The 21,980-nt window shown below is 69.7% G+C and carries 14 protein-coding genes; 8 read left to right on the plus strand and 6 right to left on the minus strand.

The genetic code is table 11. From position 1 onward, the window contains the following. The first annotated feature begins 4 nt into the window (after positions 1-4). Positions 5-3,127 (plus strand): efflux RND transporter permease subunit, encoded by a 3,123-nt coding sequence (locus ACWPN7_RS04795; RefSeq protein ID WP_459196758.1) that lies wholly within the window; start codon positions 5-7, stop codon positions 3,125-3,127. Between the two features lie 156 nt (positions 3,128-3,283). On the opposite strand, the gene ACWPN7_RS04800 is transcribed toward ACWPN7_RS04795, so the two are convergent. From ACWPN7_RS04800 to ACWPN7_RS04810, 3 genes are all read right to left on the minus strand, one after another. Then, on the minus strand, positions 3,284-4,264 hold the full coding sequence (locus ACWPN7_RS04800) for a transglutaminase family protein (protein WP_459196759.1): 981 nt from the start codon (positions 4,262-4,264) through the stop codon (positions 3,284-3,286). Continuing rightward, positions 4,242-6,836 (minus strand): circularly permuted type 2 ATP-grasp protein, encoded by a 2,595-nt coding sequence (locus tag ACWPN7_RS04805; RefSeq protein ID WP_459196760.1) that lies wholly within the window; start codon positions 6,834-6,836, stop codon positions 4,242-4,244. The genes ACWPN7_RS04800 and ACWPN7_RS04805 overlap by 23 nt, the downstream gene beginning before the upstream one ends. Before the next feature lie 128 nt (positions 6,837-6,964). After that, complete coding sequence (locus ACWPN7_RS04810) at positions 6,965-10,309, minus strand: transglutaminase family protein (protein ID WP_349620271.1); 3,345 nt, start codon at positions 10,307-10,309, stop codon at positions 6,965-6,967. Between the two features lie 260 nt (positions 10,310-10,569). Here ACWPN7_RS04810 and ACWPN7_RS04815 point away from each other — a divergent pair, with 260 nt between their 5' ends. Next, positions 10,570-11,496 (plus strand): hypothetical protein, encoded by a 927-nt coding sequence (locus ACWPN7_RS04815; protein WP_451993857.1) that lies wholly within the window; start codon positions 10,570-10,572, stop codon positions 11,494-11,496. Between the two features lie 12 nt (positions 11,497-11,508). Next, on the plus strand, positions 11,509-12,318 hold the full coding sequence (locus ACWPN7_RS04820) for a lysozyme inhibitor LprI family protein (RefSeq protein ID WP_149650341.1): 810 nt from the start codon (positions 11,509-11,511) through the stop codon (positions 12,316-12,318). Positions 12,319-12,334: 16 nt separating this feature from the next. Here the strand turns inward: ACWPN7_RS04820 and ACWPN7_RS04825 are convergent, their stop codons facing one another. Beyond that, entirely contained in the window at positions 12,335-13,225 is an 891-nt protein-coding gene (locus tag ACWPN7_RS04825; protein WP_459196761.1) for an aldose 1-epimerase, read from the minus strand. 341 nt (positions 13,226-13,566) lie between these two features. On the opposite strand from ACWPN7_RS04825, the gene ACWPN7_RS04830 reads away from it, so the two are divergent. Beyond that, on the plus strand, positions 13,567-16,215 hold the full coding sequence (locus ACWPN7_RS04830; protein WP_459196762.1) for a serine/threonine-protein kinase: 2,649 nt from the start codon (positions 13,567-13,569) through the stop codon (positions 16,213-16,215). 130 nt (positions 16,216-16,345) lie between these two features. On the opposite strand, the gene ACWPN7_RS04835 is transcribed toward ACWPN7_RS04830, so the two are convergent. Then, on the minus strand, positions 16,346-16,897 hold the full coding sequence (locus ACWPN7_RS04835; RefSeq protein WP_103039137.1) for a peptidylprolyl isomerase: 552 nt from the start codon (positions 16,895-16,897) through the stop codon (positions 16,346-16,348). Positions 16,898-17,133: 236 nt separating this feature from the next. Between ACWPN7_RS04835 and ACWPN7_RS04840 the strand changes: the two genes are divergently transcribed. Genes ACWPN7_RS04840 through ACWPN7_RS04855 form a run of 4 tightly spaced genes read left to right on the plus strand, consistent with a single transcriptional unit; the run spans position 17,134 to position 21,197 of the window. After that, on the plus strand, positions 17,134-18,576 hold the full coding sequence (locus ACWPN7_RS04840) for an intermembrane phospholipid transport YdbH family protein (protein WP_459196763.1): 1,443 nt from the start codon (positions 17,134-17,136) through the stop codon (positions 18,574-18,576). Next, positions 18,573-18,839 carry a YnbE family lipoprotein gene (locus tag ACWPN7_RS04845; RefSeq protein WP_149650338.1) on the plus strand — a complete coding sequence of 89 codons (267 nt, stop codon included), beginning with the start codon at positions 18,573-18,575 and terminating at the stop codon, positions 18,837-18,839. The genes ACWPN7_RS04840 and ACWPN7_RS04845 overlap by 4 nt, the downstream gene beginning before the upstream one ends. Then, positions 18,836-19,171 (plus strand): YdbL family probable chaperone protein, encoded by a 336-nt coding sequence (locus ACWPN7_RS04850; RefSeq protein WP_040134137.1) that lies wholly within the window; start codon positions 18,836-18,838, stop codon positions 19,169-19,171. The genes ACWPN7_RS04845 and ACWPN7_RS04850 overlap by 4 nt, the downstream gene beginning before the upstream one ends. A 13-nt stretch (positions 19,172-19,184) precedes the next feature. After that, a complete protein-coding gene (locus ACWPN7_RS04855; protein WP_459196764.1) occupies positions 19,185-21,197 on the plus strand; it encodes an O-linked N-acetylglucosamine transferase, SPINDLY family protein in 2,013 nt (670 codons plus the stop codon). Here the strand turns inward: ACWPN7_RS04855 and ACWPN7_RS04860 are convergent. After that, entirely contained in the window at positions 21,194-21,919 is a 726-nt protein-coding gene (locus ACWPN7_RS04860; protein ID WP_040134135.1) for a hypothetical protein, read from the minus strand. The two genes, ACWPN7_RS04855 and ACWPN7_RS04860, sit on opposite strands and share 4 nt — an antisense overlap. Positions 21,920-21,980: the final 61 nt, after the last annotated feature.

The following is a 21,980-nucleotide window of genomic DNA, read 5'->3' on the forward strand; positions in this document are numbered from 1 at the left end:
GCCGATGGTCCTCTCCGACATCTCCATCCGCCGGCCCGTCCTGGCGACGGTCATGAGCCTCGCGCTCATGCTGATCGGCATCGTGTCCTACCAGCGCCTGTCGGTGCGCGAGTATCCGAAGATCGACGAGCCCGTCGTCACGGTGGAAACCACCTACAAGGGCGCGTCGGCCGAGATCATCGAAAGCCAGGTCACCCAGATCCTGGAGGACTCGCTGTCGGGCATCGAGGGCATCGACGTGATGTCTTCGATCAGCCGCGCGGAAAAGAGCCAGATCACCCTGCGCTTCCGGCTGGACCGCAACGTCGACACGGCGGCCAGCGACGTGCGCGACCGCGTCGGCCGCGTGCGCGCCCAGCTTCCCAACGAGATCGACGAGCCGGTCATCGCGAAGGTGGAGGCCGACGCCCAGCCGATCATCTATCTGGCCTTCTCGTCCGACCGCCATTCGCCGTTGGACGTGACGGACTTCGCCGACCGCTACGTCAAGGACCGCCTGCAGAACCTTCCCGGCGTCGCCCAGGTGCGGATCTTCGGCGAGCGGCGCTTCGCCATGCGCCTTTGGCTCGACCCGCAGCGCATGGCCGCCTACCGCGTCACCCCGCAGGACGTCGAGAACGCGCTGCGCAAGCAGAACGTCGAGATCCCGGCGGGCCGCGTGGAGAGCAAGGCGCGGGAGTTCACCGTCGTCTCCGAGACCGACCTGCGCACGCCGGAGGAGTTCGACCGCATCATCCTGCGCGACGACGGCGGCTATCTGGTCCGGCTGAAGGACGTCGGCCGGGCCGAGCTGGGGGCGCGGGACGAGCGGGTCAGCGCCCGCTTCAACGGGCGCGGCGCCGTCGCCATCGGCGTGGTGAAGCAGTCCACCGCCAACCCGCTGGACGTGTCCAAGGCGGTGAACGAGGCGCTGCCGAAGATCCGCGCCGCCCTGCCCGACGGCATGGGGGTGGATGTCGGCTACGACAGTTCCGTCTTCATCGCCAAGTCGATCGACGCGGTGTTCAGCACGATCTTCGAGGCCATCGTCCTCGTCGTGCTGGTCATCTTCGTGTTCCTGCGCAGCTTCCGCGCCACGCTGGTCCCGCTGGTGACCATCCCGGTGTCGCTGATCGGCGGCTTCGCGCTGATGTACGCCTTCGGCTTCTCGGTCAACACGCTGACCCTGCTGTCCATGGTGCTGGCCATCGGCCTCGTCGTCGACGACGCCATCGTGATGCTGGAGAACATCTACCGCCACATCGAGGAGGGCGTGCCGCCCTTCCAGGCGGCCTTGCAGGGGTCGAGGGAGATCGGCTTCGCGGTCATCGCGATGACGATCACGCTGGCCGCGGTCTACGCGCCCATCGGCTTCATGACCGGCCGCACCGGCCGTCTTTTCTCCGAGTTCGCGCTGACGCTCGCGGGAGCGGTGATCGTGTCGGGCTTCGTCGCCCTGACGCTGTCGCCGATGATGTGCTCCAAGCTCTTGAAGCACCAGACCAAGCACAACGCGCTCTACAACGCCATCGAACGGTTGCTGAACGGCCTGACCAACGGCTACCGGTCCATCCTCCGTGTGTCGCTGAAGACGCGCCCGCTGGTGCTGCTGGTCGGCGCGGTGGTGGCGGGGCTCAGCTACACGCTGTTCACCGGGCTGAAGTCGGAGCTGGCGCCGGTCGAGGACCGCGGCACCATCGTCGGCATCGCCATCGCGCCGGAGGGCTCGACGCTCGACTACACGGAAAGCTACGCCAAGCGGATGGAGGACCTGTTCCGCCAGATCCCCATCGTCGAGAAGTTCTTCGTGGTGGTCGGCTTCCCGGTGGTCAACCAGGGCATCTCCTTCGTCCGTCTGATCGACTGGGACGAGCGCGACGTGAAGCAGCAGGCGATCACCGCCCAGCTCTTCCCCAAGATGTTCGGCATTCCCGGCATCCTGGCCTTCGTCACCAATCCGCCGTCGCTGGGCCAGAGCCCGGTGGACAAGCCGGTCAACTTCGTCATCCAAAGCTCGCTGCCCTACGACGAGCTTCAGAAGATGGTCGACGGGCTGATGGCGGAGGCGCGGAAGTTCCCCGGCCTGACCAACCTCGACACCGACCTGAAGCTGAACAAGCCGGAACTGCGCATCACCATCGACCGTGACAAGGCCGCCGACCTCGGGGTGGATGTGGAGACGGTGGGCCGCACGCTGGAAACCCTTCTGGGCGGGCGGCAGGTCACGCGCTTCAAGAAGGAGGGCAAGCAGTACGACGTGGTGGTCCAGGTCGGCGACGTCGACCGCCGCAACCCGGACGACATCGCCTCCATCTACGTCCGCGGCACGCCGACCATGGCGGCGGAGGCGGGTGTGGCCACCAGCACCGGGGCGATGATCTCGCTCGCCAACCTCGTCCACATCGAGGAGCGGGTGGCGCCCAAGGAGTTGAACCACTTCAACAAGCTTCGCTCCGTCACCATCACCGCGACTCTGGCGCCGGGCACCTCGCTGGGCGAGGCGCTGGGCTATCTCCAAGCGGCGGCGAACCGGGTGCTGCCGGCCACCGCCCAGACCGACTATGCGGGTCAGAGCCGCGAATTCCGGGAGTCGGCGACGGGCCTGTACTTCGTCTTCATCCTGGCGCTGGCCTTCATCTATCTCGTGCTGGCGGCGCAGTTCGAGAGCTTCATCGATCCCTTCGTGATCATGCTGACGGTGCCGCTGTCGATGACCGGCGCGCTGGCCGCCCTGCATTTCACGGGCGGGACGATGAACGTCTACAGCCAGATCGGCTTGGTGACGCTCGTCGGCCTCATCACCAAGCACGGCATCCTGATCGTGGAGTTCGCCAACCAGCTCCAGCGCGAGGGGGTGGACATCCGCAAGGCGGTGGAGGAAGCCGCCGTGCTGCGCCTGCGCCCGATCCTGATGACCACGGGCGCCATGGTGCTGGGCGCCGTGCCGCTCGCCAACGCCCATGGGGCCGGCGCAGAGAGCCGGCAGGCCATCGGCGCGGTGATCGTCGGCGGCATGCTGCTGGGCACCTTCCTGACGCTGTTCGTGGTGCCGACGGTCTACAGCTACATCGCCAAGAAGAAGCCCCTCCCGGCGGTGGACGGCTCCGCCAGCCACCCCACGGGTGCGCATCCTCAGCCGGCGGAGTGATCATCGGTCGAAGGGTGCATTCCGAATCCCCTCTCCCCTCCGGGGAGAGGGTTAGGGTGAGGGGGATGTGCGTGGCGGTGCGTCCGGCAAAAGCGCATCCCCCTCACCGGCCCTCCGGGCCACCCTCTCCCCGGAGGGGAGAGGGTTGAAAGGACATCAGGATGCCCCGTTTTCCTCCAGCGGTTCCACATCGACGCTGACGGACAAAGTGTGGCCGGCGGCCCCCATCAGGACGCCGCGGGCGGGGCTGACGTCGTCGTAGTCGCGGCCCCAGGCGATGGTGATGAAGTCCTGGTCGGCGCGGCGCGCGTTGGTCGGGCAGACGTCGATCCAGCCGGCCTCGGCGCCGCACCAGACGGACGCCCAGGCGTGGCTGACGTCGGCGCCGACCAGACGCGGCCGGCCCGGCGGGGGCATGGTGCGCAGATAGCCGGAGACGTAGCGGGCCGGCAGCCCCATGGCGCGCACGCAGCCGACCACGATGTGGGCGAAGTCCTGGCAGACGCCGCGGCGGTGCCGCATCACCTCGGCCATCGGGGTGGCGATCGTCGTCGCGGCGGGATCGAAGGTGAAATCGTCGTGGATGCGCCGCATCAGGTCCAGCGCGGCCTCCGCCGCCGGACGGCCGGGCGTGAAGGACTGCGCGGCGTAATCCTGCAGCGTCGGGCTGGCCGCCACCAGCGTGCTGTCGAAGCGGTATTGGACCACCTCTGCCCCGTCCTCCGGCCCGCTCAGGCCGCCCAGCGAATCCCGCACACTTTCCCAGGACGGAGTCGAGGCGGCGTCCAGCGGCGGTGGCGGCCCGACCTCGACCTCGCTCTCCGCCGTGAGGACCAGTTGCCGGTGCGGCTCCTGCATCGCGACGTAGGTGACGGTGTTGCCGAAATAGTCGGTGTGGGACGACTGCACCGCCGGCGCCGGCAGGATGGTTAGCGCGCTCTGGTGAACGCGCTGGCGCGGGTGCGGCCGGGCCGTCAGGTGGAGCAGATGGTGCGACACCGACACGTCCTCGCCATAGTCGTAGCGGGTCGTGTGGCGCACGCGGAAGCGCACGCCGAAACCGTCGCCGGAGTGCTCAGCAGCGTGGGCCGCGCCGGCCATGGTCGGGGAGTGGTCAGGCCGGTCGGGCAAAGGCATGGCTGAAATAGGCGTGGGTCAGGAGGTTGGAAATCTCGGGCAGCGACAGGGCGAGCGAGTCCAGCAGCGTGTGCAGGGCGGCGCCCGAGCCCAGCGCGTCCGGTGCGCGCAATGAGGCGCGGGCGGCGCCGAGGATCGAACGGGCCGAAGCCGCCGTGTCGCCGGGGATCGCCTGCGACCCGCTGGGCAGGGCCGCCACGTGCCGCTCCAGCGCCGCCAGCTGGAAATCCAGGGCGCGCGGGTTGGAGTCGTCGGCCAGAAGCAGTTCCAGCACCGGGCGGCGGCGCACGCTGGTCAGGTAGCGGGACCGATAGGTCATCACGCTCTCCCCCAACTCCAGCAGCACGCTCAGCGTCGCCACCTGGACCGGCTCGTCCTGGCGGTCGAGCGTGTGGACCGGGATGCCGCGCATCACCGAGATGATGTGGAGCGCCCGCTCCATGCGGCGCCCGATGTCGAGGAAGCGCCAGCCCTGGCCGCGCGTCATGCTCTCCTGCTCCAGCCCGGCGATGGCGGCGAGGCTGGTCATCAGGTCGTCCAGCCGCAGCAGCATGGCGGCGGCGTCGAGCTTGTGCGCCGGCGGCTGGCTCTGCCGCTCCAGCATCGTCACCACCCGCCACATGTCGAGCGACAGGCGGTCGCGCACCGAATAGGCGGTGCGGTGCACCCGCTGCACCTGGGCGCGCAGGCTGTTGGGATGGTCCGGATCGACGACCGAGCTGTAGAGCGCTGCCCGCAAGGCGCGTCCGCCGCCGAGCGCCGTGACGCGCGTCAGGTCCCAGGGGATCATGCCCTCCCAGGCCATCAGATGGAGCAGCGGGCGGAGCTGGAGCGACGCGCCCGGCACGTTGCCGTCGGTCAGGCGGGAGTGGGTGGAACGGAGCAGGCGCACCGTGCCCTCCGACCGCTCCGCATAGCGGCCCAGCCAGTAGAGGCTGTCGGCCACCCGGCTGGGCAGGTCGGCGGAGGCCGCCTTGGGCACAGGCTGCGGTTCCTGGGCCGGCTGCGGGCGCGGCGTCGCCGGTGTGGCCTCGGCCCGGCGCCCGGACAGGATCCAGGTGTCCTTGCTGCCGCCGCCCCGCTGCATGGAGACGACCAGCTTCCCGGATTCGGTAGACACGCGGGTCAGGCCACCGGGCATGACGGTGTAGCTGCCGTCCGGGCGGGCGCAGAGGAAGACGCGCAGCACCAGCGGGCGCGGCTGCAGCCGCCCGCCCTGCCAGACCGGCGCGGTGGACAGGGCGAGCCGCTCCTGCGCGACGTAGCACCAGGGGCGGGCCTTGATGCGCTCGACCAGCGCGGCGCGTTCCGCCGCCGACAGGTCGGCGCCGAAGATCGGCTCGAAGGACAGGGACGGGAAGGCCGGCTTCACCACCAGCCCGTCCAGATGCTCGATGACGTAGGCGCGCTCGTCGTCGTTGCCGCACCACCAGACGGCGACGCCCGGCATCTTCAGCTCCTCGCCGAGCAGATGGCGACAGAGCATGGGCAGCGACGGCTTGACCGCCATGGATTCCAGGAAGCCGGAGCCGAGGGAGTTCGCCACCACCACGTTGCCGGCGCGCACCGCCTCGATCAGCCCCGCCACGCCCAGCGAACTGTCGGCGCGCAGCTCCAGCGGGTCGGCGAAGTCGGCGTCCAGGCGGCGCAGGATGACGTCCACCGGCTCCAGCCCCGACAGGGTCTTCAGATAGACCTGACGGTCGCGCACGGTCAGGTCGGCCCCCTCCACCAGCGTGATGCCGAGGTAGCGGGCCAGATAGACGTGCTCGAAGTAGGTTTCGTTGTAGGGGCCGGGCGTCAGCAGGACGATCCGCGGCTGGTCGCGGCGCGGGCTCAGCGACAGCAGCGTTTCCTTGTACGCCTCGAAGAAGGGCGACAGATGCTCCACCTGACAGTGGCGGAAGCTGTCCGGCAGGACCTTGGCCAGCACCGCCCGGTTCTCCAGCGCGTAGCCGCTGCCGCTCGGCGCCTGGGTGCGATCGGACAGCACCCACCAGCGCCCGTCCGGCGCGCGGGCGAGGTCCGCCGCGTAGAAATGCAGGTGGATGTCGTTGGGCACCGGAATGCCGTGCACGGCGCGGCGGAATCCGGGATCGGCGTGGATCACCGCCGGGGACAGCCGCCCGCTGCGCGTCAGGGTCTGCGGCCCGTAGATGTCGGCCAGCACCGCGTTCAACAGCGTGGCGCGCTGGATCAGGCCCGATTCGACGGCCTTCCACTCGTGCGAGGGGATCAGCAGCGGCACCATGTCGAGCGGCCAGGGCCGCTCCATCCCCTTGGGATCGCCGTAGATGTTGTAGGTGACGCCGTTCTGGTGCAGCAGGCGCCGCGCCTCCTCCCACCGCTCGGCCATCAGCTCCGGGTCGAGGGGGCCCAGCGTTCCCATGAAGGTCTGCCAGTGCGGGCGCAGGCGGCCCTGCCCGGTGACCATCTCGTCATAGACCTCACCGCGGCCATAGCCCATGGCGTCGGCCTCGCCGAACAGCGATCCCTGGAGGAACGGCACCGGACGCAGCCCCGGTGGAGGGGGCGCGCTGGGGTCAAGAAAGGGCGAATCGCGGTCGGCCAAGGTTCGGATCGTACGTTCACGGCGGTGCAATGCGCAGCAAGTGTGAACGCCCGGTCCCGCCGATGCAAGCGGCGCATCGGCGCCCCCCGGCCGAAAGGCGTATTCCGGCCGGGGAAAGGGAGAGCCGATCAGCCCCGCCGCAGGTCCAGCGTCATCGGGAACTGCGGGTTGCGCTCCTCCGCCGGAGCGTCCATCGGGCCGGGGGTGTGGCCGAAGGGGAAGAAGCGGGCGAGGCGCCGCCCCTCCGCCTCGTTGGCGTTGACCGGGAAGGTGTCGTAGTTGCGCCCGCCCGGATGCATGACGTGGTAGGTACAGCCGCCGATGGAGCGGCCCGCCCACAGGTCCAGGATGTCGAAGACCAGCGGCGTGTGCACCGGGATCGTCGGGTGCAGGCAGGAGGGCGGCTGCCACGCCCGGTACCGCACGCCGGCGACGAACTCGCCCTCCGTCCCGGTGGGGATCAGCGGCACGCGGCGGCCGTTGCAGGTGATGGCGTAGCGCGCGTCGGTCAGGCCGGTGACCCGCACCTGCACCCGTTCGACCGAGCTGTCGACATAGCGCACGGTGCCGCCGCCGCCCGGCTCTTCGCCCAGGACGTTCCACGGCTCCAGCGCCATGCGCAGTTCCAGCGAGATGCCGCGCTGGTTGACGTGGCCGTAGACCGGGAAGCGGAAGTTCATGTGCGGGTCGAACCAGCGCTCCTCGATGGGATAGCCGTGATCGCGCAGGTCGGCGACGACGTCCGCCAGATCCTGCTGCACGAAGTAGGGCAGCATGAAGCGGTCGTGCAGTTCCGTCCCCCAGCGCACCAGCTTGCCCTTGTAGGGCGCCTTCCAGAAGCGCGCGACCAGGGCGCGCAGCAGAAGCTGCTGGGTCAGGCTCATCTCCGCGTGGGGCGGCATCTCGAAGGCACGGAACTCGACCAGCCCGAGGCGCCCGGTGGAGCTGTCCGGGGAGTAGAGCTTGTCGATGCAGAACTCGGCCCGGTGGGTGTTGCCCTGCACGTCGGTCAGCAGGTTGCGCAGCACGCGGTCGACCATCCAGGGCGGGCAATCGCCGGTCGCGGCGGCCTTGTCGATCTGGTTGAAGGCGATTTCCAGCTCGTAGAGCGCGTCGTCGCGGGCCTCGTCCACGCGCGGCGCCTGGCTGGTCGGGCCGATGAACAGGCCGGAAAAGGCGTAGGACAGCGACGGGTGGTTCTGCCAGAAGGTGATCAGGCTGCGCAGCATGTCGGGCCGTCGCAGGAAGGGGCTGTCCGCCGCGGTGGCGCCGCCCATCACCACGTGGTTGCCGCCGCCGGTGCCGCAGTGGCGCCCGTCGATCATGAACTTCTCGGCGCCCAGCCGCGACTGGCGGGCGTCCTCGTAAAGCTCCAGCGTGTTGCGGACCAGCTCGTCCCAGTTGTGCGAGGGGTGGATGTTCACCTCGATCACGCCGGGGTCGGGGGTGACGGCCAGCGAGTTCAGGCGGGGGTCCTTCGGCGGCTGGTAGCCCTCGATCACCACCGGCATGTCCAGTTCAAGCGCCGTCGCCTCGATCTCCGCCAGCATCGCCAGATAGTCCTCCAGCGTGTTCATCGGCGGCAGGAACAGGTGGATGCGCCCGTTGCGCGCCTCGCAGGTCAGGGCGGTGCGGACCACCCACCACGCGGACTTGCCGTGGTCCGGCATCTCGCTGCGCACCTCGGCCATGGCGCGCTGGACGCGCTCGGTCCGCCGGGAGGCGTCCTGCCGTTCGGCCTGCTCGCGCAGCGCGTGCTGACGCAGCGGCACCCGGTTGGGCGGCAACGGCGCCCGCTCCTCGAACGGGTCGGTCTCCCAGGAATAGGGATAGTCCTGCGGCGCCACCCAGGGCAGCGAGCCGAGCGGCAGGCGGTAGCCGACCGGGCTGTCGCCCGGCATCAGCAGCAGCCGTTCCTGGCGCAGCGGCCACGCGCTGGACAGCCACACCGGCCCCTGCTGGGTCATCTTGCGGTTGATCGGCAGGGCGAAGCCCACCGGCTCGTTCAGGCCGCGGGTGAAGACGTGGGCGAGGCGCGCCCGCTCCTCCTTGTCCTCCAGCTTGCTGTCCAGCGGATCGACGTTGACCGGCAGCAGCGATTCGCGGCGCAGGTAGTGCCAGGGGTCCTCGTAGGCGGCGAGCACCAGCGCCGGGTCGAGCCCCAGCTTCTTGGCCAGCGTGACCAGGAAGGCGCCGGCGTCCTCCGCCGTGTGGCCGTAGTCGGTGTCCTCGCGGGCCAGCAGGTCGCTGTTCGCCCACAGCGCTTCGCCGTCGCGGCGCCAGTAGACGGTCATCGCCCAGCGCGGCAGCGATTCGCCGGGATACCATTTGCCCTGGCCGAAATGCAGCAGCCCGCCCGGCGCGAAGCGGTTGGCCAGCCGGTGCACGAGGTCGGCGGCCATCTTGCGCTTGTTGGGGCCGAGCGCCGTGGTGTTCCACTCGGCCCCGTCCATGTCGTCGATGGACACGAAGGTCGGCTCGCCGCCCATGGTCAGGCGCACGTCGCCGGCGGTCAGCTCCTCGTCGATGCGGTGGCCCAGCGCCTCGATCCCCGCCCATTGCCGGGGCGTGTAGGGCTTGGTGACGCGCGGCGCCTCGTAGATGCGGGTGACCGACATCTCGTGCCCGAACTCCACCTCGCACTCGTCGATGAGGCCGGAGATGGGGGCGGCGGAGGAGGCGTCGGGCGTGCAGGCCAGCGGGATGTGCCCCTCGCCGGCCAGCAGGCCCGAGGTGGGGTCGAGGCCGACCCAGCCGGCACCGGGCAGGAACACCTCGGTCCAGGCGTGCAGGTCGGTGAAGTCCTCTTCCGGACCGGACGGGCCGTCGAGCGCCTTTTGGTCGGCGGTGAGCTGGATCAGGTAGCCGGAGACGAAGCGCGCCGCCAGACCGAGGTTGCGCAGGATCTGCACCAGCAGCCACGCCGAATCGCGGCAGGACCCGGTGCGCTTGCCCAGCGTCTCCTCGCAGGTCTGGATGCCGGGCTCCAGGCGGATGACGTAGCCGATGTCCTTCTGGAGCCGCTGGTTGACGTCCACCAGGAAGTTGATGGACGCCGCCGGCTCCCGCGAAATGCCGGTCATGTAGTCGGCCAGCAGCGGCCCCGGCTCCTCGACCTCCAGATAAGGGCGCAGCTCACGCTCCAGCCAGGGCTCGTAGGCGAAGGGGATGGTCTGGGCCTTCTCCTCAAGGAAGAAATCGAACGGGTTGATCGCCGCGATCTCCGCGACGAGATCGACCTCGATCACGAATTCGCGGGTCTTCTCCGGGAAGACGAAACGGGCCTGATAGTTGGACTGGGGGTCCTGCTGCCAGTTCAGGAAATGATGCTTCGGGGTGACGCGCAGCGAATAGCTGAGGATCGGGGTGCGGCAGTGGGGAGCCGGGCGGAGCCGGATGATCTGTGGCCCCAGATTGACCAAACGGTCGTAACGGTAAACGGTCTTGTGGTTGAGAGCGACGTGGATCGCCATGAAGTTCCACCCGTTGTCTGCGCTGGCCGGTCCCCTGCGGCCCACCGCCGCACGGTCAGGGCATAGTACCATCGAAGAGTTCGCGCAGACCAGAGCGCCTTCGCAAACGCGGCACGAACTGGTTGCACAAAAAACATGCAGTATCATAATGGACCGGTTGCGTCTTTCCTCGCTGCCCGGCCGGCCTTATAAAGACCCGAGCCCTGTCCGACGGCACCGTCCGCCGGCAGGGGGCGACGCAGGCAGGGTGTGCATCGGAAATGGCGACGCTGGCGGGCCTGTCCATGGGTGGCGGTGCTCCGGCGGGCGACGGAGCGCCCGGCGGTGCCACGCGCGGCGTCGTCACCGGCAAGTACTTCAACTTCAACCCGCTGCCGCCGCCGCCGGACGTGCTCGGCAACCCGTTGGTCGTTGGCAACCTGCCGACGCACAAGGCGCCGAAGGAGACATGGCGCAGCCGGTGGCAGCGCCGCTTGGCGCGTTTCCACATCGGCAGGCAATCGGCGCAGGTGAAGCGGCGCTGGAAGATCCAGGACACCATCTCCTCGGTGATCGCCTCGGTCTCGCCGGCGGCGACCATGCTGGGCGAGCGGGGGGGACGGGAGAAGCGTCCGGCGTCGAGCGTTCCGGTCATCGTGGTCCGACACCCCTATCATCTGCGCCACGTCTTCGAATTGATTCAGCAGAGCCGCGACGATTTCGCGGCGGAACGCCGGTTCCTCGAACTGCTGATGGGGCGTGTTCTGCGCAGGTATGGGGAACAGCTCACCCAGATCCGTGGCTCCGCATTCTCCTTCGAGAACGAGGCCAGGGAATATTTCTTTGCCGGGTTCAAGCTGGAACGGCAGATCAAAAAATACACCAGTCCCGATGAGCGCTTTGCCGCGCTGCAGTCGATCTACGTCAACTATTTCCATGGGCGAAATTATTATCTTTACGCTCTGCTGCGCCGGGAAAAACTGGCACCGGACAACAAGCTGTTCATGCTGAATTCCCGCGCCGTCTATTTCATGGCGCGCATCGGCTGGAACGGGGAACTGCTGGACAAGCCCAACCCGCGTTCGCTGCCCAGCCGGGAGGACATCTTTTTCCTCGTTCAGCGTGACAAGACGGTCCTGACGCGCTATCGCAGCGACCAGGATTTCCAGCGGCAGGTGAAGGCCGTCCTGGAAGCGTTTCCGGCGTAAGGGATGAGTGCGATGCGGGCAGCGATTCTTCTGGCGGGCATGCTGATGGCCGGAACGGCCATGGCGGCGGACACCAGCGGGGAGGCCGCCAAGCCCGCGGACTGCGCCGGAGAGGCGCCCGTGGCGCTGCTGCTTTGTCGGGACACGTCTCTGGCCGCCACCGCCGAGAAGCTCGATGCGGCGTTGCGGGGTCTGACCGACGAGGCGGGAAAGGCGGGGGAGGAGGCGGTTGCCGCCGGCCAGCGCGCCTGGGTCCAGCGGCGGGACGCTGCCTGTCCGGTGGCGGAGGCCGATCTGGCCGACCCGAAGAAGGGCAAGGACCGGGCGGCCTGTCTGGCGCGCCAGATGACCGAGCGCACCAAGGCGCTGGAAACGGAACTCGCCGCCCGCCGGGCCCCGGTGGCGGACGAGCCTCTGACCGTCACCACGTCCGCCCCGCAACGCCCGGTTCAGCCCATCGGCCAAGGCCAGGCCAAGTCGGCCCCGGCGAAGCGCACGGTGGACCTGCCGGCCCTGACCGGCCGCTGGGCCAAGGCCGATCCGGCCACCCGGACGCCCATCGACGATTGCCGGACCTCCTACCTGGAGATCACCAACGACGGGGGCTTCAGCCTGCACGACCCGCGCATTGCCGCCTTTCCGCTGGAAGGCCCGCTGGCGCCCGGCGAGGGCGATCTGGCGGAGGGTTTGGCCTTCGGCGGGGAAGAGGGGCTGCCGGAAGGCGTGCTGCGCCTGGATGCCGCCGAGGCGCCGCGGCTGGACCGCCTGTTCCTGACGCTGGACCCGCCGGCCTTCGGCGCCACCTTCGTGCGGTGCCGCTGACGCTGCGGACCGGCTCTCAACGGGCGAGCGTTTCCAGGCGCAGGCGCATGGTGCCGATCAGTTCCTCGCCCGGTTCGAGACGGCGCAGGCCGGTGTCCGGCTCTTCCGGGCGGTTGACCGCGTCGGTCATGTGGGACACCGGCTCGACGCAGAGATAGTCTGCGTCCGGCGGCGCGTAGACGATGAGATGGCCGAACGGCCCGTCCGTTTCGATCGACAGCCGCCGATCGAGGGTCGGCCAGTCCAGCGCCGCCACGCCATCCCAGCCGGTGAAGCCGTTGTCCAGGACGGTCCGGTCCATGACGATCCCCGTCGTGAAGTCCCAGCGGGGCGGCACCGCGACGCGCTCCACCGGAAGGATCGTCGAGCCGTTCAGCCAGACGCCGCCGACGCGGGCGGTCAGCCGCGTGCCCGGCGGTTTCGGGAAATAGGGGTGCAGCCCGATCCCGGCGGGCATCGGCGTGTCGTCCTCGTTGACGAGGGAAAGGGTCAGGCTGGCCCCGTCCTCCTCCAGCACCACAGTCTGCGTCGCGCGGTAGCGCCAGGGCCAAGCGTCGGCGCGGTGCCGGAAGACCATGCGCGCCGATGAGGCGGTGGCGTCCTCCACCGTCCAGGCGGCGCGCCAGCCATGACCATGGATGACGTGCGGGTTGCCATCCCCGTCGAGCGGAAGCCGCACCGGCCGTCCATTGAAGGTGAACTGCCCCCCGGCGATGCGGTTGGAGAAGGGCACCAGCGGAAAGCAGCCCATGTCGGTGGCCGAGCCGTGGCGCAGCGCCCAGTCGGAGGCCGGGCGAAGCAGGTCGATGGTGCCGTTCGCGCCGCGCCAGGCGAGGCTGGTCACGACACCGCCACGCCCCGGGCACAGTGTGCACTCCAGAGAGCCGTTCGCAGCGCTGCGATTCAATGTAAGAGTGTAGGTAAGGGTGTGGGCGCCGATTCCCTGGTCCAACTCGACCTGCTGCATCCGGACCTCCTGCCGGCGGTGGTTGGGCGCCGGTATCGTCCGGGTATCGCACAGCCCGCAGGGGAAGGGAAGGGCGGGGCTGCGCGCAAAAGTGTGCCGTCGGCCGTCCCCGATGCCCTCTTGCAACACCTTTGCGCAAACAGCCCGGCGTGCAGAGCAACCGGACCGATCAGCCATTTTGGCCCTCGTATACCGGCTGTTTACCGGATCGCCCGGACTATGATGGACCGTTCACGCCATCCGCGCGCCGCGCCGATCCCGCCCAAAGGCCGCCTGTGTCAATGCCCGCCTCCAGGACACCCGCCTCCGCAGGAGCGATCGGCCCCGCCGGCGCGCTCGACGAGGCGGTGCTGTGCCACACGCTTGCCGACTATCATGGGGGACCGGCGCGGATGGTCATCGGCATCGTCCTGCGTCAGCATCTCGACGGCCTCGTGCTGACCCCGACGGAGCTGATCCACAACAGCCGGCATTTGAAGGCCCTCCAGGCCAAGGCCACACAGATGGAGTCCGCCCTGGGCCGGATCGCGACGGTGCAGGCCCGCCTTCCCGGCCAGGAGGCGAAGGCCCGCCGCCGCGCGCTGGACAACGCGGTTTCCGAAACCGTGGCAAAGGCGCGGGCCGCCCAGACCGCCTTTTCGGGGTTGGCGCGAGGACGCACCCTCATCGAGTCCATTCTGCGCAGCGCACCGGCGAAGTCACCGACCGGCGACGCCGTGTTCGACCTGCGCGTGGCGCTCTCCATGGAACTGGAGGAATGCCGCACCTGGACGTCGAAGCTCGATGCGCTAATGCAGCTTTTCCCGGCGGAACGGCAGGACGCCCTGTCCGTGGCGCTGGACGAGGTGGTCGGCGATTTGCTGGCCTCGCCCGGTGCCACCCAGGAGCTGTTCGGCGGCACACCGGCCGGCGGGTCGCCATTGGTCACGCTGTGCAACCTTCTGTTCGGCCGCGTGCCGATGGAGGCATTCGGGCCGAACCGGCTGGGTGTTCTCAACGGCCTGTTCCGCCAGGGCCGCCTGCCCGCCGCCCGCGCCATGGTGCTGGAGCGCATCCGGCGCCAGCTCCGCGCGCCGCAGCCGCTCGGGCGCGGGAACGCGGAACAGGAAGCGGAGCTGTTGCGGACGTTGATGGGTCATCTGCTGTCGCCGGCAGGGCTGACCGGCGGAGCCGCCATGGCCGACGCCCTGACCGTCCGCTATTCCCGCCGGTTGGAACAGGGCGGGGCGAGCGCCTACCGGCGGTCCATCGTCGGGCTCAGCGAAACGCAGCCGGACCTGATCTGCCGAATCCATTATCTGACCGGCGTCTCCGCGGTGCCCGCCGCGGAACGACACCTGGGCGAGGTCGTGGACGCGCTGGACGCCGCGTTGAAGAACGAGCTGCTGGTGGAGAACATGGTGCTCCAGACGCCCGATACGGCGCTGGTGCGGCAGGCCCTGACCGGCGCGGTGGAGGCCATTCGCGGGTCGGCCCTGCCGGACCACGACCGCGAGCGGATCGCCGCCCGTGCGGCCTCGGTGGTCGACGAGTTCGTTCGGCGGGGCCGGCTCGTCCAGCGCCTGCGCCAGATCGAACCGCTGCCGCGCCGCCGGATCATTCGGCTGGCGGAACTGGCCTGTTCCGGTCTGGTCGGCGATGACGCGGCGCTTTCGGTCCTGCGCCAGCACATCCTGGAAACCGTCCGCCAGCCGCCGTTCCAAGCCGAACTGGCCGGCGCCCAGGGCGACGACATCGCCCAGGCGGAGGTGCGTCGCCTCTACGAGTTGCTGGACCGGCTGAGCCAGATGCCGCTGCCCTCGGCCAAGCCGTCGCCGCCGGCCACGCAGGGGGGAACGGGAGCCGCCTTCGAACCTTGCGGCGCGACGGCTCTGCCGACCGTGGTGGCGCCCCCAGTCCGCGGCATCGCCCCGCCGGTCAGCCTCGCCGCCGTGACGGTGGAGGCTCCGGCCGCCGGTGCCGCGCCGGGCCTGTGCCCGGCCTGCTTCGTTCCGAAGGCTCCGCGCGAGGCGTGCCGGGATTGCGGCTACCCGGTCCGCGTCCAGAACCGCGCCGGCGTCCATCTGCTTCCGGGAACGCGGCTGTTGAGCCGCTATCTCGTGGGCCGCGTCCTGGGGCAGGGGGGATTCGGCGCCACCTATCTTGGCTGGGACGAACGGCTTCAGATCAAGGTCGCGGTGAAGGAGTTCTATCCGGCCAATCTGGTGTCCCGCGCCGCCGGATCGTCGGGAGTCGTTCCCTTTTCCGACGAACACGGACGGAGCTTCTCGGCCGGCCTGGCGAAATTCCTGGAGGAGGCGCGAATGCTCGCCCGCCTGCGGGAGGTGAAGGAGATCGTCAGCGTCCAGGACTTCTTCGAGGAGAACGAGACCGCCTACCTCGTGATGGAGCTTCTCGACGGCCGGACCCTGAAGCGGCACGTCGCCGAAAGCGGCGGGCGGATCGCGGCGCGCCAGACGCTGATCCTGCTGTCGCCGATCATCAAGGCGCTGCACGCCGTGCACGAGCAAGGGCTGATCCACCGCGACATCAGCCCCGACAACATTTTCCTGACGAGCGGTGGTGAGCGCAAGCTGCTGGATTTCGGTGCGGCGCGCCACGCCGCTGGAAAGAGCGCCGATCTGACGGTGATCCTGAAGCCGGGCTACGCCCCGCCCGAACAATACGCACCGGACGGCAAGCAAGGGCCTTGGACGGACGTCTACGCGCTGTGCGCCACCGCCTACTACGCGCTGACCGGCAAGACGCCGCCCGACGCCACCAGCCGCTTCATGAGCGACCGGGTGCCCCGTCTGGCCGAAGGCGGCGCCACGGTGCCGACGGGATTCGAGAAGGTTCTGCTGAGCGGCCTGTCGATGCGCTGGCAGGACCGCCCCCGCAGCATGCGGGATCTCCTGGTGGCGCTGACCGCGGCGATGAACGGGCCGTGAGTGTCTGAAGCCGTGAGCGGCTGAGAAGGCAGGGCACGGGGGGCGGTGCGCGGTTTCACCGCCCCGGTCGCCTGAATCGGACCGCCGCGGTCGGCGGTCCGATTCCGAAGCCGTTGCGCGTCCGAAGCCGTTACTTGGCGTCGGCGGCAACCTGCATCTTGACGATCTTGTCCGGGTCGCTGACCTGACCGTTGCGGGACTGGCTGCCCTTCTTGATCTTGTCGACGAATTCCATGCCTTCGACGACCTTGCCCCAGACGGTGTACTGCTTGTCCAGGAACGCGGCCGGGGCGAAGCAGATGAAGAACTGGCTGTCGGCGCTGTCCGGGTCCGGCGTGCGGGCCATCGACAGCGTGCCGCGGACGTGCGGCTCGCTGCTGAACTCGGCCTTCAGCTTCTTGCCGGAGCCACCGGTGCCGGTGCCGGTCGGGTCGCCGGTCTGGGCCATGAAGCCGTCGATCACGCGGTGGAAGACGACGCCGTTGTAGAAGCCCTGACGGGTCAGCTCCTTGATGCGGGCGACGTGGTTCGGTGCCAGGTCGGGGCGCAGTTCGATGACCACGCGGCCGTCCTTGAGGTCGAGGTAGAGGGTGTTTTCCGGATCCAAGGCCTTGGCCTCCCCCTGAGCGAAGATGAATGTGGCGAACAGTGCCGCCATGAGAATGCGCGTCCACCGCAACATGCGAAACACTCCGATGTGCCGATTCCGCGGACGCGACCATAGGGGAAACCGGCGCCGATGCAAAGACGCCCTGCGGGGCTGCCTTCATCGGCGCCCATCCGATCCCCGTCCGCCGCCGCCTCATCATTGTCCCAACGCTGCACGGTCGCGTCCCGGCCGCGATGGACGATAGACTGCCTTTCGGGTGTTCATACCCGAAAGAGACCGATGGCACTTTGGACGGCGAGGGGTGGGGCGTGCGGCAGCAAAGCGTGCGGCGGTTGAGACGATGGCTGGTGCTGGTGAAGCTGGCGCTGATCGGTGGCGCGGTCGCCCTCGCCGTCCAGCACCGGACCGATCTGGCCGGCACCGCCGCCACGCAGGCGCTGCGCCGCGCCGGCTTCCCGGACGCTGCCGTGACGGTGACCGACCTGTCGGTGGAGCAGACCAATGCCGTGGTCCGCCTGGATCGGCAGGGCACGGTCGGCGGAACGCTCATCATCCGTCATCCGATGGACGCCCTTCTGGAGGGGCGAATCGAACGCGTGGATCTTGCAGGCGTCCGCTTGAGGCTGGACGTGGCCAAGGACGGAGTCCTGCGCGTCGCCGGCTATCCATTGACCGGCTCCGCCGGGGCGGGCGGCAACGGCGGCCCGGCCGGCGGCGGAAACCTCGTGATTCCCATCGACACCATCCAGCTCGGCGACGCGGCGGTGACGCTGGCGACGCCGCGGGGCACGGCCGGCGGGACGCTGCGCCTCACCATGACCCGCGACGGCGCGACCCACCGCGGGCAGGCGACGTTGACCGCCCCGGCCAAGGGCTTGCCGGTCCTGACCCACTGGACGGGCGCCGACACGATTGCCGAGACGGTGGGCACCCTGACCGCCAAGGCCCGCCTCACCTGGGACGGCACCGCGCTGAAGGCCCAGGGCGACCTGCTGCTCGCCGACCTCGCCGGACGGTTCGGCCCGGTGTCGGCCAGCGGGATCAACGGGGTGCTGTCGCTTCCCAGCCTGTTCCCGCCGGTGGTCGCGCCCGGCCAGACTCTGGCGGTGAAGCTGCTCGACGTCGGGTTGCCGCTGACCGACGGGACGCTCCGCTTCGGCTACGGGACGAAGGGGCGGCTGAGCGTGGAGCGCGCCGAATGGCATTGGGCGGGTGGGGTGCTGCGGGCGGAGCCTTTCGCCATCGACCCGGTGGCGCCGCGGGGGACGGTCACGCTGCGGGCGGAGCGCGTGCATCTCGGCCCGATGCTGGCGATGGTCGCGGTGGACGGGCTGGATGCCAGCGGAACGGTCAGCGGGCGCTTGCCGGTGCGCATCGCGGCCGACACCGTTCATCTCGACGGCGGGCTTCTGGAGGCCGACGCCCCCGGCACGCTGCGCTACGACCCCGAGAATCCGCCCGGCTTTCTGAAGGGGGAGGAGGGCAGCCCGACGGCTCTGCTGACGGGCGCGCTGACCGACTTCCGCTACGACACGCTGACCGCCACCGTCGATGGACAGGCCGGTGGCGAGCTGGCGGTCGGCATCGCCATCCGTGGGTCCAACCCGGCATTCTACGATGGCTATCCGGTCGCGCTTAACCTTAAGGTGAGCGGCGCGCTCGACCGGATCCTGCGGCAGAGCCTGGACACCTACCGCATACCCGAGACGGTGCGCGACCGCATGACGGAGTTCCAACGAAGGAATCCATGAGACACACGGTTCGAAGCCGGCGCGTCCTGACCGCCGCACTGATCGCAGGGTTGGGGGCCGGAATGGGCGCCTGCACCCCGACCGTCAAGGTCGAGGCGCCCGACAAGCCCATCGAGATCAACCTGAACATCCGGATCGAACAGGAAGTCCGGGTGAAGGTCGAACGCGACCTGGAAAAGGCCATCGCCGACGATCCGGCCCTGTTCGGCCTGCCGCCGTCCCAGGACAGCTTGGGCGGTGCGAAGGGAGGGAGGAAGCCATGAAGCGCATGTTTGCCGCCGCCGGGCTGGTCCTGGCGCTCGCCCTGTCGGGTCCCGCCTTGGCCCCGGCCCAGGACGCCCTGGGTGCCGCCAAGGCCGCCGGGCAGATCGGTGAACGGCCGGATGGGCTGGTCGGGGCGGTCCCCGGCGCGCCGGCCGCCGCGGCCCAGCTCGCCGAGCAGGTCAACGCCCAGCGCATCGCCCGCTACCGCGAGATCGCGGGAAGCAACGGCACCTCGGTGGATCAGGTCCAGGCTCTGGCCGGAAAGCAGCTGATCGAGCGCACTCCTGCCGGCCAGTATGTGCTGTCGGGCGGGCGCTGGGTCCGCAAGTAAGCCACCGCCAGCCATGACCGCCGACCTCCGCGCCCGGATCGGGGAGTGCCGTTCAGCGCTGGCCGCCAAGCCCGGCGATTCCGCGGCTTTGGCCGGGCTGTTCGGCGCGCTCGACGCGCTGGGCGAGCCCGGGACTCCGGAGGAGGCGGTGGCCCGTTCCGCCTTCGGCGAGGCGTTGCGGCGGCAGGGACGGGCGGCCGAGGCCGAGGCGCACCATCGCGCCGCCCTGTCCTGGCTGCCCGATTTCGGCGGCAACCATTTCAATCTGGGCCTGACCCTCCAGGCGCTGGGCCGCACCGCGGAGGCGGTGGGGTCCTACGGCGAGGCCGCGCGGCTGATGCCGCGCTTCGCCCCCGCCCCCTGCAATCAGGGCGTCCTGCTGCGCGCGCTGGGGCGCTGGGAGGCGGCGGAAACGGCGTTGCGCCGTGCCGTGTCGCTCGACCCCACGTTGGTGCCCGGCTGGCTCAACCTCGGCGCGGTGCTCCAGGGGTACGGCCGGGCGGCGGCCGCCGCCGGCTGTTACCGCAACGCCCTGGCCCTGCGCCCCGAACTGGCCGAGGCCCACGCCAATCTCGGGCTGATGGTGAAGGAGGACGGACGGCTCGCCGACAGCCTGCCGGCCTTCGAACGCGCCCTGGCGCTCGGCCTGCCGGACGCGGGCGGCGTGCTCGCGCAGCTCGTCCAGCAGATGCGGCATCTCTGCCGTTGGGACGGGCTGGCGGAGCGCTCCGCGCAACTGGCCGCCCTGGTGCGCGGCGACGCGACGCGGCAGGTCCATCCCTGGATCTTCCTTGGCGAAGGCGCCGGCCCGGCGGCGGAGTTGGCCTGCGCCCGCCGCTACGTGGATTGGAGGACGCAGGGCGTCGCCGCCATGCCGGCCGGCCGCGACGCCGGACCGCGCGGCCGGCTGCGCATCGGCTATCTCTCCGCCGACTATTACGAGCACGCCACCGCCGCCCTCATCGCCGAACTGATCGAGCGCCACGACCGGAATCGGGTCGAGGTCGTCGGCTGCAGCTATGGGTCCGACGATGGCGGCCCGATGCGGCGCCGGCTGACCGCCGCCTTCGACCGTTTCGTGGACCTCTCCGCCTGTTCCCATGCCGACGCCGCGGCGCGCATCCGGGCGGATGGGGTGGACATCCTGGTGGACCTCAAGGGCCACACCCAGCTCGCCCGGCCCGAGATCGCCGCCCACCGGCCCGCCCCCGTGCAGGCGCAGTGGCTGGGCTATCCGGGAACGATGGGCGCCGGCTTCATCGATTACGTGATTGGCGACCCGCTGGTCACGCCGTTCGATCACCAGCCCTTCTACGCGGAGCGGATCGTTCAGCTTCCGGTCTGCTACCAGCCCAACGACCGAAGCCGGCCGATCGGTCCGACTCCATCCCGTGCGGCCTGTGGCCTGCCGGAGCGGGGCATGGTCTTCTGCTGCTTCAACGCCGCCTACAAGATCACGCCGGCCCTGTTCGACCTGTGGTGCCGCCTGCTGCGCGTGGCGCCGGACAGCGTGCTGTGGCTGCTCGACAGCCATCCGGAGGCGAGCGCGAACCTGCGGCGGGAGGCGATGCGTCGCGGCGTGGTGGCCGACCGGCTGGTCTTCGCCCCTCGGCGCCCCCCGGCGGAGCATCTGGCGCGCTACCGTCTGGCCGACCTGTTCCTCGACACCACACCGGTTGGCGCCCACACCACGGCCAGCGACGCGCTGTGGGCGGGCGTGCCGGTGCTGACGGTGACGGGGGAAGGCTTTGCGTCCCGCGTCGGGACGAGCCTGCTGCGGGCCGCCGGCCTGCCCGAACTGGCGGTGCGGTCGCTTGCCGATTACGAGAAGACGGCCTTGCGGTTGGCCGGCGATCCGGACAGCATCGCCCGGCTGAAAGCACGCCTCATGGCAGAGAGGGAGCGTGCGCCGCTGTTCGATGCCGACCGCTTGGTCCGCGCCCTGGAGCGCGCCTACGCGACGATGTGGGACATCCACATGGCCGGCAAGCCGCCGCGACCGTTTGCCGTCCGCGACGAGGATTAAGGGAAGGGGCAGCGGTCGGCGGTCACATCCACGAAGGAGCGGGCGCCGGGCGCGAAGGTGAACCGGTACTCGTTGTTGTCGATCACCACCGTCTGGTGCAGGGGCAGAACGCCCTTGGCGACCGTCTCCTTGCCGCCCATGCCGGCGATCTTGATGGTCACCGGCTGGGCCGGATCGAACCAGCTCTCGGCGTTGCCCTGAGCGTTGCGCGACGACTGGCCCTCGCCGCTGACGGTCACCGCGCCGTTGTTGAAGCTGGTGCTGCGGTTGCCGGACTTAAGGAGCGGGGTGGCCAGGGCGAAGCGCTTGGTTTCCGCCGGCTGGCAATTGCGCACCGCCTGGACCTGGGCGATCACGAAGGCAAGGCGGTTGGGGTCCATGCCGCCCTTCAGACGCTCCGACACCAGCCCGGTCAGCCGCGCGAGATCGCCCGAGGGCACTTCGCGCTGAAGACGCGCCTCCAGATCCGCGGCGCGGGCCTCCGCCGTGCGGGCGGCGTGCTGCATCTGGCTGGCCAGCAGTTCGAGTTCCGCCTTCTGGCGCGACAGGGTGGAGATTTCTTCCCGCAACGTGACGTCACGGCCCTTCAACTGCTCGATGCCCATTTGGTAGGCGAACAGACCGACACCGAGGAGAACGGCGGCGAACAGACCGAACTTCGCGAACCCCGCCCAGAAGCGGCGGCGATAACGGCGTTCGTAGTCGTAGCGTCCCAAGGCCATGTGCAGCAAATCCGAGCGGAAGGAGAGGGTGCTATGGCTACCCAGATCGGCCGCCCGATGC

Source organism: Azospirillum sp. UENF 312511, from assembly GCF_058780635.1.

Bases quoted from the DNA above. Each gene is read 5' to 3' on its own strand.
- ACWPN7_RS04795 (WP_459196758.1), top strand. From the start codon at position 5: ATGGTCCTCTCCGACATCTCCATCCGCCGGCCCGTCCTGGCGACGGTC.
- ACWPN7_RS04800 (WP_459196759.1), bottom strand. From the start codon at position 4,264: ATGCCTTTGCCCGACCGGCCTGACCACTCCCCGACCATGGCCGGCGCG.
- ACWPN7_RS04810 (WP_349620271.1), bottom strand. From the start codon at position 10,309: ATGGCGATCCACGTCGCTCTCAACCACAAGACCGTTTACCGTTACGAC.
- ACWPN7_RS04815 (WP_451993857.1), top strand. From the start codon at position 10,570: ATGGCGACGCTGGCGGGCCTGTCCATGGGTGGCGGTGCTCCGGCGGGC.
- ACWPN7_RS04820 (WP_149650341.1), top strand. From the start codon at position 11,509: ATGCGGGCAGCGATTCTTCTGGCGGGCATGCTGATGGCCGGAACGGCC.
- ACWPN7_RS04830 (WP_459196762.1), top strand. From the start codon at position 13,567: ATGCCCGCCTCCAGGACACCCGCCTCCGCAGGAGCGATCGGCCCCGCC.
- ACWPN7_RS04835 (WP_103039137.1), bottom strand. From the start codon at position 16,897: ATGTTGCGGTGGACGCGCATTCTCATGGCGGCACTGTTCGCCACATTC.
- ACWPN7_RS04845 (WP_149650338.1), top strand. From the start codon at position 18,573: ATGAGACACACGGTTCGAAGCCGGCGCGTCCTGACCGCCGCACTGATC.
- ACWPN7_RS04850 (WP_040134137.1), top strand. From the start codon at position 18,836: ATGAAGCGCATGTTTGCCGCCGCCGGGCTGGTCCTGGCGCTCGCCCTG.
- ACWPN7_RS04855 (WP_459196764.1), top strand. From the start codon at position 19,185: ATGACCGCCGACCTCCGCGCCCGGATCGGGGAGTGCCGTTCAGCGCTG.
- ACWPN7_RS04860 (WP_040134135.1), bottom strand. From the start codon at position 21,919: ATGGCCTTGGGACGCTACGACTACGAACGCCGTTATCGCCGCCGCTTC.